10 protein-coding genes are annotated in these 11,903 nt (G+C 67.8%); 8 read left to right on the top strand and 2 right to left on the bottom strand.

The window, feature by feature from the left end; genetic code table 11:
* Complete coding sequence (trxA, locus tag ACT3SQ_RS11615; protein WP_441445663.1) at positions 1-369, top strand: thioredoxin; 369 nt, start codon at positions 1-3, stop codon at positions 367-369.
* 159 nt (positions 370-528) lie between these two features.
* Here the strand turns inward: trxA and ACT3SQ_RS11610 are convergent, their stop codons facing one another.
* Positions 529-2,541: a DEAD/DEAH box helicase gene (locus ACT3SQ_RS11610; RefSeq protein ID WP_441445664.1), complete on the bottom strand. Its 2,013-nt coding sequence runs from the start codon at positions 2,539-2,541 to the stop codon at positions 529-531.
* 336 nt (positions 2,542-2,877) lie between these two features.
* Between ACT3SQ_RS11610 and aspS the strand changes: the two genes are divergently transcribed.
* Positions 2,878-4,683: an aspartate--tRNA ligase gene (aspS, locus tag ACT3SQ_RS11605; protein WP_444592402.1), complete on the top strand. Its 1,806-nt coding sequence runs from the start codon at positions 2,878-2,880 to the stop codon at positions 4,681-4,683.
* A gap of 168 nt (positions 4,684-4,851) precedes the next feature.
* Here aspS and ACT3SQ_RS11600 read toward each other — a convergent pair whose 3' ends face one another.
* Entirely contained in the window at positions 4,852-5,445 is a 594-nt protein-coding gene (locus ACT3SQ_RS11600; protein WP_442332255.1) for a DUF3043 domain-containing protein, read from the bottom strand.
* A gap of 102 nt (positions 5,446-5,547) precedes the next feature.
* Here ACT3SQ_RS11600 and ACT3SQ_RS11595 point away from each other — a divergent pair, with 102 nt between their 5' ends.
* From ACT3SQ_RS11595 to ctaF, 6 genes are all read left to right on the top strand, one after another.
* Positions 5,548-6,963, top strand: a complete 1,416-nt coding sequence (locus tag ACT3SQ_RS11595; RefSeq protein ID WP_442332254.1) for a dipeptidase — start codon at positions 5,548-5,550, stop codon at positions 6,961-6,963.
* Positions 6,960-7,229 carry a hypothetical protein gene (locus ACT3SQ_RS11590; RefSeq protein WP_444592404.1) on the top strand — a complete coding sequence of 90 codons (270 nt, stop codon included), beginning with the start codon at positions 6,960-6,962 and terminating at the stop codon, positions 7,227-7,229. Before ACT3SQ_RS11595 ends, ACT3SQ_RS11590 begins: the two co-directional genes overlap by 4 nt.
* 133 nt (positions 7,230-7,362) lie before the next feature.
* Positions 7,363-7,722 (top strand): iron-sulfur cluster insertion protein ErpA, encoded by a 360-nt coding sequence (gene erpA, locus ACT3SQ_RS11585; RefSeq protein ID WP_441445669.1) that lies wholly within the window; start codon positions 7,363-7,365, stop codon positions 7,720-7,722.
* Positions 7,723-8,107: 385 nt separating this feature from the next.
* A complete protein-coding gene (gene ctaC, locus ACT3SQ_RS11580) occupies positions 8,108-9,064 on the top strand; it encodes an aa3-type cytochrome oxidase subunit II (RefSeq protein ID WP_441445670.1) in 957 nt (318 codons plus the stop codon).
* Entirely contained in the window at positions 9,061-10,773 is a 1,713-nt protein-coding gene (ctaD, locus tag ACT3SQ_RS11575) for an aa3-type cytochrome oxidase subunit I (protein WP_441445671.1), read from the top strand. The genes ctaC and ctaD overlap by 4 nt, the downstream gene beginning before the upstream one ends.
* 1 nt (position 10,774) lies before the next feature.
* Entirely contained in the window at positions 10,775-11,191 is a 417-nt protein-coding gene (gene ctaF, locus ACT3SQ_RS11570) for an aa3-type cytochrome oxidase subunit IV (protein ID WP_441445672.1), read from the top strand.
* The last annotated feature ends 712 nt before the right edge of the window (positions 11,192-11,903 follow it).

Raw genomic sequence — 11,903 nt, 5'->3', positions numbered from 1 at the left:
ATGGCTACGCTCACTCTGACCACCGAGAACCACGACAAGACCGTCGAGGACGGCATCGTCCTGATCGACTTCTGGGCAGGCTGGTGCGTGCCGTGCCAGCGCTTCGCCCCGATCTTCGAGGAGTCCTCCGACACCCACGAGGACGTCACCTTCGCCAAGGTCGACACCGAGGACCAGCAGGAGCTGGCGATGCGCTACGGCGTGACGTCGATCCCGACCCTGGTCGCCTACCGCGAGGGCATCCCGGTGTTCTCCCAGGCCGGCGCCCTGCCGCAGTCCGCCCTCGAGGATCTCATCGGCCAGGTGAAGAACCTGGACATGGATGAGGTGCGCAAGGCGTACACCGAGGCGCAGGAGAAGCAGGACTGAGAATCCCACTCCGCGCAGTGTGACCACACAGTTCCACGCTGTGTGACCACGCAATGTGACTGTGCTGCGTGACCGCGTTGTATGACCACGAAGAACGACCCCGCCACCGATCTCGGTGGCGGGGTCGTTCTCTTTCAGCGGGTCCGCTGAGAGGGGCGCTCAGCCCTCAGAGCGACGGAACGGGCGGCGCTTGGAGTCGAAGCGACCACCGCGGTCCTCACGGCCATCACGGCGCGGACGATCATCCCGGCGGAACGGGCGATCGCCGTCCCGGCGCGGTCCGCTGCTGCCGCGGGGGCCATGATCCGGCCCGATGCGCAGCTCACGCCCGCCGACCTTGGCGCGGGAGATCCGCTCCATCTGCTCCGAGGAGAGGGAGCCGCGGATCTGGACCAGGGCGAAGTTCGGGAAGATCTGGATCTTGCCGATGTCCTTCCCGGTCAGACCACCCTCACCGGTGATCGCACCCACGATGCCCGGCGGCCGTGCGCCGTGGGTGTGTCCCACCCCGACCTTGTACGAGGTGTAGCCGCGCTCAGTCTGCAGCGGCTCGCGGGACTCGCGGGAGCCGCGATCGCCGGAGCGGTCATCGCCCGAGAGCTTCGAGGGAGTGAACTCCTCTTCCTCGGATGCGGAGCCGGGGCCTTCATCGCCGACGGTCATCGCGCCGAGCACCGCGGCCAGCTCGAGCGGGTCCATGCCCTGTTCGGTGAGGAACTCGCCGATCAGCTCGCGGTACAGCTCCAGCCGACCGCGCTCGATGCGCTCGGGGACCTGCTTCAGCAGAGAGGCCAGGCGGTGCTTGGAGACGTCGCGCGGCGACGGGATCACAGCTTCCGCGAGGGTCTGCTTGGTGGCCCGCTCGATGTTCTTCAGCTGGCGCCGCTCGTGGGGGCCGATGAAGGTCAGCGCCTCGCCGGTGCGGCCGGCGCGGCCGGTGCGCCCGATGCGGTGCACATAGGACTCGGCTTCCTTGGGCACGTCGAAGTTGACGACCAGACCGATGCGCTCGACATCCAGGCCGCGGGCGGCGACATCGGTCGCGACCAGCACCTGCAGTGAACCGTCGCGCAGCCGCTCGACGATCTTCTCGCGCTCCTTCTGGGGCACATCACCGCTGATCGAGGCCGCGATCAGTCCGCGGGCCACCAGGGCCGAGCCCACCTCTTCCGCGGCGGCGCGGGTGCGCACGAAGACGATCGCCGCCTCCGCCTCGGAGGTCGCGAGCACCCGGGCCAGAGCGCCGGTGCGGTGCCGGAAGGGCACCACGGCGTAGGACTGGGTGACGCTCTTGACCGTCGAGGACTGCGGGGACACGCTCACGCGCACCGGGTCCTTCATATGGGTCTGGGCCACGCGCTGGATGGCGGAGGGCATGGTCGCCGAGAACAGCGCGACCTGGCGGCTGGCGGGGGAGTGGGAGAGGATCTCCTCGACGTCTTCCGCGAAGCCCATCCGCAGCATCTCGTCGGCCTCATCGAGCACCGCGAAGCGGATGGTGTCCAGGCGCAGGTTGGTGCGACGCATGTGGTCCATCACGCGGCCGGGGGTGCCGACGACGACCTGCGCACCGCGGGCGAGTGCACGCTCCTGCGGGCCGTAGGGGGAGCCGCCGTAGAGCGCGACCACGTCGAGGCCTCCGATCGAGGTGGCGAAGGACGCGATGGCGTCGGCCACCTGCATCGCCAGCTCGCGGGTCGGGGCGAGCACGAGGGCCTGCACCTGACGGAGGTTCGGGTCGATCGCGGCCAGCAGCGGCAGGCCGAAGGCGGCGGTCTTGCCGGTTCCGGTCTGGGCGACGCCGATCACATCGCGACCCTCCAGCAGTGGCGGGATCGCCTGGGACTGGATGGCCGACGGGGTGGTGAAGCCGAGCTCGTCGACGGCGCGGCGCAGCGGTGCCGGCAGGGCGATGTCATCGAAGGTGGGGCCGGCGGGGACCTCAGCCTCGGCGGCGGCGGGGGCCTCAGCAGCGGAGGTCTCGCCTTCAGCAACGGGGGCCTCAGAAACGGGGGCCTCAGAAACGGGGGCCTCAGCAACGGGGGCTTCGGTTTCGGGGGCGGCGGCCTCGGTGGCCGGCGCGGTGGCCTCGGCAGCAGGCGCGGCGGCTGCGGCCTCTTCGACGGTGGCGTCGACGTTCTCGGGCGCAGCAGCAGGGGAGGTTTCAGTCATGGTGTCCTTCGACAGTCAGGGGGTGAACAAGCCCTAACGTGTCGCAGGGCGTGATTGCCCATTCATTGGGCGTGGGCGCCCTACATCTCGCGCTACGAGGATCATGCGGTGGCATGATGCGGCTCAGGCGAACTTGGGCGAAAACAGACTTGCGATCTCGCAGGTCGGACCATCGTCGAGTCTACGGGCGTGATGGCCGGTGCGACAGTGCTGCGGTGGCGAGATCCCTCACGCTGCGCGGTAGGCTGAGCAGTCCACGCGATCTGCGTGATGGCCGCCGCGTGCTTCCGAGCATGACGGTGCCGTGACCTGTTGACCCCTTCAGAAGGACACCTCGTGCTGCGCACCCATACCGCCGGTGAGCTCCGCCAGGAGCACATCGGACAGACCGTCACCCTCACCGGCTGGATCGGCCGTCGCCGTGACCACGGCGGTGTGACGTTCCTCGATCTGCGCGACGCCGGCGGCGTCACCCAGGTGGTGGTGCGTGAGGACGAAGCGATGCACCTGCGCAATGAATACGTCCTGAAGGTCGTGGGCACGGTGGGCAAGCGGCCCGAGGGCAATGAGAACCCGCTGCTGCCCACCGGCGAGATCGAAGTCACTGCGGAGAGCGTCGAGGTGCTCAGCGCCTCTGCCCCGCTGCCCTTCCAGCTCGACGAGCACAGTGAGGTGGGCGAGGAGGCGCGGCTGCGCTACCGCTATCTCGACCTTCGGCGCCAGGGACCGGCCAAGGCGCTGCGCCTGCGCTCGGACGTCAATCGTGCCGCTCGCGACACCCTTCTGGACCAGGGCTTTCTCGAGGTCGAGACCCCGACTCTGACCCGTTCCACCCCGGAGGGCGCTCGCGACTTCCTGGTGCCTGCGCGGCTCGCCCCGGGCTCCTGGTACGCGTTGCCGCAGTCTCCGCAGCTGTTCAAGCAGCTGCTCATGGTCGGCGGTGTCGAGAAGTACTTCCAGCTCGCGCGCTGCTACCGCGATGAGGACTTCCGCGCCGACCGCCAGCCCGAGTTCACGCAGCTGGACGTCGAGATGAGCTTCGTGGATCAGGAGGACGTGATCGCCTTGGCCGAGGAGATCCTCACCGCAGTCTGGGCCAAGGGCGGCCATCAGATCACGACGCCGTTCCCGCGGATCACCTACGCCGAGTCGATGCGGCGCTACGGCTCGGACAAGCCGGATCTGCGCTTCGACCTCGAGCTGGTCGAGATGACCGAGTACTTCCAGGACACGCCGTTCCGGGTGTTCCAGTCCCCGTACGTCGGCGCGGTCGTCATGGCTGGCGGGGCGTCCCAGCCTCGCCGCCAGCTCGACGCCTGGCAGGAATGGGCCAAGCAGCGCGGCGCCAAGGGTCTCGCGTACGTCCTGGTCCAAGAGGACGGCTCCCTCACCGGGCCGGTCTCCAAGAACATCTCCGAGGCGGAGAAGGCCGGGCTGCTCGACGCCACCGGGGCCACCCCCGGTGACTGCATCTTCTTCGCGGCTGGCGAGGCCAAGTCCTCGCGCGCACTGCTCGGCGCCGCTCGCGCCGAGATCGCCGAGCGTCTGGGCCTGATCGATCACGACGCCTTCGCGTTCGTCTGGGTGGTCGACGCCCCGATGTTCGAGCCCGCGGCCGATGCGCGCGCCGCCGGCGATGTCGCGGTGGGAGAGGGCTCGTGGACCGCGGTCCACCACGCCTTCACCTCCCCGAAGCCGGAGTTCATGGACTCCTTCGACACCGACCCGGGGTCTGCACTGGCCTACGCCTACGACATCGTGTGCAACGGCAACGAGATCGGTGGCGGGTCGATCCGCATCCACGACCAGTCCGTGCAGCAGCGCGTGTTCAAGGTCATGGGCATCGGTGAGGAGGACGCGCAGGAGAAGTTCGGCTTCCTGCTGGACGCCTTCCAGTTCGGCGCCCCGCCGCACGGCGGCATCGCCTTCGGCTGGGACCGCATCGTCGCCCTGCTGGCGAAGGAGGACTCGATCCGCGAGGTCATCGCCTTCCCCAAGACCGGCAACGGCTACGACCCGCTGACCGCGGCTCCCGCGGCGATCACTCCGCAGCAGCGCAAGGAGGCCGGCGTCGACGCCAAGCCCGCCGTGCGCGAGGAGAAGGCGAAGACCCAGGCGGCCCCCGAGGCCACCGACGCCTGAGCAGGCAGACGCACGACAGAACGGCCGACGCGAGAGATCGCGTCGGCCGTTCTGCCGGGTGGCCGTTCCGTCGTGCAGTCGTTCTCCCGTGCGGTCGAGAGGCCGTCCCGCGGTGCGGTGCCTCTGCGGCGCGGTCCGGGGCGGCTCAGATGCCGCGTGGAGTCCGGCTCAGCGCGGCTGCTCACCATGCTTGATCTGCGGGCGGGGGAGACGGAACCGGCGGATCTGGATCGCGCGCATGATCCCGTAGCCCACCAGGCCCTGCTGCACCTCGCCGAAGCGCTCGGTGAGCTCGCGTCGCAGCCGCTTCCGCAGGAACAGCGAGTCGACCACGCACAGGGCGATACCACCCCAGAGCACCACGATCATGCCGGTGCTCAGCAGCGTCGTGAGATCGGGGCGGATCAGTGGCAGCACGAGAGCCACGAGCATGAAGATCAGGGCGATCGGGAAGAAGAGCTCGGCGATGTTGCGTCGCGTGTCGACCACATCGCGCACGAAACTGCGCTGCGGCCCCCGATGCTGGAGCGGCATCTTCTTCTCATCGCCGGTCATCAGCGCCTGCTGCGCCTCCATGCGCTCCTGGCTGGCCTTCTCCCGATCACGACGGCGGGCCTCCTTGCGGTCGTCGACCACCAGCGGCCTGCGACGAGCGGCCTCGGCCTCCTTGCGGCTGCGGGTGGGTCGCCCTTTGGAGCCGGGACGCGCGTTCAGCGGTGCGGGCTCAGGGTTCGGGGGAGTCTCAGACTTGCGGAAGATCACCAGGGCAGTCTAGGCGACGTCTCCTGGGACCCGTCCCGGCGTGAGCAGTCACATCGCGCCGTCACTTCGGCACGGGGGAGCCCCGGCGGTACGGTGACGTCCATGAGCACTCCTGACCATTCCCTCCGGCACTCTGCCGCCCCCGGAGACCCCGACGAGGTCGCAGCGCTGCGCGCACGTCTCGAACCGCTGCTCCCGGCCGCGATCGATGATCTGAAGGACCTCGTCCGCATCCCCTCGATCGCCTTCGACGGCTATGACCGCGACCCGGTGCAGCGAAGCGCCCAGGCAGTCGCCGAGCTGCTGCGCGGCGCCGGCCTGGCCGAAGTGAGCATCGAATCGGTCGACGGTGGAAGCCCCGCGGTGATCGGCCGCACGCCTGCCGCCGCTGGCCGGCCCACCGTTCTGCTCTATGCCCACCACGATGTCCAGCCCACTGGCGACCTCTCGGATTGGACCAGCCCGCCCTTCGAGCCGGCCGAGCGCGATGGTCGGCTGTACGGCCGCGGCGCCGCCGACGACAAGGCTGGTGTGATGGCTCACGTCACCGCGCTCCGCCTGGTCGGCGAGGAGCTCGCCGCCGAGGGCGTCGGGGTGACAGTCTTCATCGAAGGCGAGGAGGAGGCGGGCTCACCGACCTTCCGTCCCTTCATCGAGACCTACCGGGATCGTCTCGCCGCCGATCTCATCATCGTCGCGGATTCCGCGAATTGGGCCGTGGGCACTCCTGCCCTGACCACCAGCCTGCGGGGAGTGGTCGATCTCGTGGTCGAGGTGCGTGCGCTGGACCATGCCGTCCACTCGGGCCTCTTCGGTGGTCCGGTGCTGGACGCCCTCACCCAGCTCTCCCGGCTGCTTGCCACCCTGCACGATGCGAACGGCGAGGTCGCCGTCGAAGGGCTGATCCGTGCAGCGGACCCGACGGTCGAGATGGACGAGACCGACTATCGCCGGGACGCGGGTGTGGTCGACGGGCTCGAGCTCTCGGGCACCGGCTCGCTCACCTCGCGCCTGTGGACCAGGCCCGCGCTGTCCGTGATCGGGATCGACGCGCCGAGCGTGCGAGATGCCTCGAACACTCTGGTGCCGGTCTCTCGGGCCAAGGTCTCGCTGCGCATCCCGCCGGGCGAGGACCCAGATGCGGCGATGGAGGCACTGGTCACGCATCTGGAGAGGCACACGCCCGCCACCGCACAGGTCACAGTGCACCGCGGCGAACGGGGCAAGCCGTACAGCGCGCGCCAGGAGTCCGCGGCCATGGACCTCGCCCGCGACGCCTTCGCCCGTGCCTGGGACACGCCGGCCGTGGATACCGGGCTGGGGGGATCCATCCCCTTCATCGCCGACCTTCTCGAGGTGTTCCCTGAAGCAGAGGTGCTGGTCACCGGAGTCGAGGACCCCGAGTCCAGAGCTCACGGAGTCGATGAATCCCTCCACCTCGGCGAGTTCGCACGAGTGTGCCTCGCCGAAGCGCTGCTGCTGCGCAGCGCCGGCTCCCTCGACGGGCGGACCAAGTGAACACCTCTGGCCAGCCCTCCGGCGGTGGGAGCCCCACCGTCTCGCCCCTGATGATCCCGCTCCTCTTCCTCGGGATCATCATCGGCTTCATCGCCGGCTACTTCTTCGTGTGGTGGGGGCTCATCGCGGTCATCGCCGTGCTCGTCGCAGCGGCGTCGATGGTGCTGACCGGGCGCAGCCGGGACGGGGCCACCGGCGCGGTCGCGGGCGTGGTGCTGGGATACGCGGGAGTGATCCTGCTCGCGCTCTTCCGCGGGGTGCTGTGAATCAGCGGCGAGCTCGATGCACGCCCGTCCCGGGCACCGGGGCCGAGGGTGTGGCGGATCGCCGGGACCTCCACCCCCCGTTCGGCAGCGCCGAGGCGTATCCTGGCTGGACACGAGCTTCGAGGAGGAACGCATGACCACGCCCACCACTGAGCGCCCGACTGCGGCGCACGACGTCACCCTCACCTCCGGCGCTGCGCAGAAGGTGACCACGCTGCTGGAGCAGGAAGGTCGGGACGACCTCCGCCTGCGGATCGCAGTCCAGCCCGGCGGCTGCTCCGGACTGATCTACCAGCTCTACTTCGATGAGCGCCTGATGGACAACGACCAGGTCGTCGAGTTCGACGGCGTCGAGGTCATCATCGACAAGATGAGCAGCCCCTATCTCTCCGGTGCGGTGATCGACTTCGCCGACACCATCGAGAAGCAGGGCTTCACGATCGACAACCCCAACGCAGGCAGCTCCTGCGCATGCGGCGACTCCTTCAGCTGAGTCCCCTGCGGAGCGGTCCCGCCCAGAGGCGGGGTACGTCCCGGATGAGACGGGCCCGGCCCGGTGACGATCAGGTCACCGGACCGGGCCTGTTTTCATGTGACCGCAGCAACCTGCAGATCACGGACCGGTCACGGAGCCCTGGGCAGGGCGCTCTGCGGCGAGTCGAGGTGGCCTCACCACCTCCGAAAAGCCGTATGATGACAGCGTGCCGTCAAGTGGCGGGCCCCCGTGGCCGGTCACGGCCTTCTCCTCGTGGGGAGGGCGCGGCACTGTGGGTATGTACCGCCCATATAAGTACCAGCTCCGCACCACGGGGCCGGGGAGAGCCAGTGTGCTCGCTCCGGAGTCGCGGGTGGAGACGACGAGCGGAAGGTCATCCTCTGTGATCCCCCAGGTTCCTCAGCGCGCGCGGCGTGGACGCCGTGCAGCAGCAGCAGGCCTCGCCTTGGCCACTCTGGTCCTCGCGGGCTGCACCCAGGCGCAGCAGCGCGGGTTCTTGCCCGGTCGGGAAGATGGCCAGGAGGTCACCAGCCAGACCGAGCGCATCACGAACCTCTGGGTCGGTTCCTGGACCGTGCTGGTCCTCGTCGGCCTCATGATCTGGGGCCTCACGATCTGGTGCGCGATCGCCTACCGCCGTCGCAAGAATGACACCGGCTTCCCGGTGCAGCTGCGCTACCACGTGCCGCTCGAGCTGATGTTCACGCTCGTTCCGGTGGTGATGGTGCTGACCTTCTTCTACTTCACGCAGCGTGACGCCCGCGAGATCGAGATGCATGTCGCGGAGCCGGACTACACCGTCAACGTGGTGGCCAAGCAGTGGAGCTGGGACATCAACTACGTGGACCAGAACGTCCACGAGCCTGCGGGCATCCAGTCCTTCGCGACCGGCGAGGTGGATGCCGACGGGGATGACGCGGCCGCCGATGCGCTGCCCACGCTGTACCTGCCCGTCGGTCAGTCCGTCGAGTTCCGACTCGACTCGCGCGACGTCGTCCACTCGTTCTGGGTCGTGGACTTCCTGTACAAGAAGGACATGATGCCGGGGTACACCACGAGCTTCCAGGTCACCCCGACCACCGAGGGAACCTACGCCGGCAAGTGCGCAGAGCTCTGCGGCGAGTACCACTCGGACATGCTGTTCAACGTGGTCGTCGTCTCCCAGGAGGAGTTCGACGCGCACATGGAAGAGCTGCGCGAGCAGGGCAACGAGGGTCAGCTGGGTGTCGACCTGAACCGCAACCACGAGGAGTGGAGCATGCGAGAGAAGCATGATGACGCCGGTCCTCGCTACACCGAGGAGACCGTCTCCACCGGGACCGAGGGAGAGAACGAGTGAGCACCGAGACCACCGCCGCACCGAGCACCTCGGTGGCCGGACGGTTCCAGGAGGAGCGGCCGACCAATCTCGGCACGCAGATCTTCAAGCTCCTGACCACGACCGATCACAAGTTGATCGGCATGATGTACATGGGCATGGCCTTCGCCTTCTTCGGCTTCGCGGGTCTGCTCGCCCTCGGCATCCGCACCGAGCTCTGGGAGCCCGGCCTGCAGGTCGTGGTCTCCAAGGATCAGTACAACCAGCTGTTCACCATGCATGGCACGATCATGCTCCTGATGTTCGGCACCCCGCTGTTCAACGGCTTCGCCAACTACCTGGTGCCGTTGCAGATCGGTGCCGTCGACATGGCGTTCCCGCGCCTGAACATGTTCGCCTTCTGGATCACCGGCTTCGGCTCGCTGATCGTCGTCTCCGGCTTCCTCACCCCGCAAGGAGCTGCCTCCTTCGGCTGGTTCGCGTACGCGCCGCTGTCGGACACCACGTTCTCCCCGGGCCTGGGGGGTGATCTCTGGGTCTTCGGACTTGCCTTGCAGGGATTCGGTACCATCCTGGGCTCGGTCAACTTCATCACCACGATCCTGTGCATGCGCATGCCGGGCATGACCATGTTCCGCATGCCGATCTTCACCTGGAACACGCTCATCACTGCGGTGCTGGTGCTGATGGCGTTCCCGCCGCTGGCCTCCGCACTGCTGGCGCTGGGCGCTGATCGCCGTTTCGACGCGAACATCTTCGACCCGGCCAATGGCGGACCGGTGCTCTGGCAGCACCTGTTCTGGTTCTTCGGCCACCCCGAGGTGTACGTGCTCGCGCTGCCCTTCTTCGGCATCGCCTCGGAGATCATCCCCGTCTTCTCGCGCAAGCCGATCTTCGGCTACAAGACCCTGGTGGGTGCGACGATCTCCATCGCCGCCCTCTCTGTGACCGTGTGGGCGCACCACATGTACACCACCGGTGCCGTGATGCTCGACTTCTTCGCCTTCATGACAATGCTCATCGCAGTGCCGACGGGCGTGAAGTTCTTCAACTGGGTCGGCACGATGTGGCGAGGGTCGTTGACCTTCGAGACGCCGATGCTGTTCACCCTCGGCTTCCTGACCACCTTCATCTTCGGTGGTCTGACCGGCGTGATCCTGTCCTCGCCGGTGCTGGACTTCCACATCTCCGACACCTACTTCGTGGTCGCGCACTTCCACTACGTGATGGCCGGCACCGTGGTCTTCGAGATGTTCGCGGGCTTCTACTTCTGGTGGCCGAAGATGTTCGGCTACAAGCTCAGCGAGGGGATCGGCAAGCTGCACTTCTGGCTGCTGACCATCGGCTTCCACATGACGTTCCTCATCCAGCACTGGCTGGGTGTGGACGGCGCCCCCCGCCGCTACGTGAACTACCTCCATGAGGACGGCTTCGACTGGATGAACCAGATCTCGACGGTCGGCGCCTTCATCATGGGCGTCTCCACCCTGCCCTTCCTGCTCAACGTGGTGCTGACCCACGTCAAGGGCAAGAAGGTCGAGGTCGACGACCCGTGGGGCTACGGCGCCTCGCTCGAGTGGGCGACGTCCTGCCCGCCGCCGCGTCATAACTTCCATTCCCTGCCCCGGATCCGCTCCGAGCGTCCCGCCTTCGATCTCCATCACCCGGAGGTCGCTCTGCAGGACCACATGCTCGCTGAGGAGCCCGCCGCGAACCCGAGGACCAACTGACATGAGAGCAACGGCAAAGATCTTCTGGATCCTGGCGGTCTTCTTCCTGATCGTCGCGATCGCTTACGGCTTCCTCACCGCGCGCTACGAGCCTCTGGGCCTCGAGCCGGTCGGTTTCCCGGCGCTTCTCGGCCTGACGGGTCTGTCGGTCATGATCGCCATGGCGACCTCCCTGGCGGTCAAGAAGAACTACCTCGGTGCCTCTGACGAGCTGGACGGCGAGGTCGCCGACGACGCCGGCGTACAGGGAAGCTTCTCCCCGTACAGCTGGGCGCCGCTGTGGGCCTCGCTCGGCGCCGCGCTCTGCTTCCTAGGGGTTGCCGCCGGTTGGTGGATCTTCGCCTTCGGCGTCATCTTCGCCATCTACGGGATCCTCCTGTGGGTCATGGAGTTCTCGGTGGGCCAGCACGCACACTGATCGATCGCGCCCGCATCCCTGCTCAGGGACGGGCAGCTGAGGGCCCCGCATCGTGTCGACGATGCGGGGCCCTCTTCTCGTCGTCTGCGGCTGTGCCTGCGCCTGCGCCAGTGCCTGCGTCTGTGCTCTGCACCTTGGGCGGGCGCACGGCCTTCCGGCGGTGCTGCGCGCCCTGCTCACCCCTGCGTCGCCGTGGAATCCCGCTGAGGCTGCGCCGTGCTGTCGGATCCCGATGCGGGACCCGCGGAACCTGTACGCGATCTCCGGGCTGCTGCGTCGCGGTCGATGAGTTCTGCTGCTGTCGGGGAGCGTGGATTCCCCTGGGACTCCCGGATGTGCACTGGTGAAGCGATGGCGAGCGTCATCAGCGGGGAGAAGGTGCCGCGATGGCACCGCCTCGAGATGCTCCTGACCGTGGGGCTGTAACAGCAACTACAAATGATTTCGGCGATAGTCGCGACGGTCGGCGTGGAATCGCCGACGTCAGAGCACGGTGGCTCTGCTCCAGCGGCTCGGGCGGCTTCAGCGACGCGGGTGCCGACACCGGCCCGGGGAACTGACGACCTGGCCGTCCGGACAGGACAACACCACAACCCGAGCGGCTGGCTTCTGCCGGCCCTACAGTGATGGCGCTCATCGATTTTCCCCAGAGTTGCTCGGTGAACTTCCCCGGGTCGCGGGGTTAGGTTAGCCGAGGTTCGTGCCGGTCGTG

The sequence above is a fragment of the Brachybacterium sp. AOP42-C2-15 genome, assembly GCF_052377065.1.
Lineage (GTDB): Bacteria > Actinomycetota > Actinomycetes > Actinomycetales > Dermabacteraceae > Brachybacterium.
Note: the sequence above shows the minus strand (reverse complement) of the source record. Positions and strands in the feature narration are given on the sequence as shown.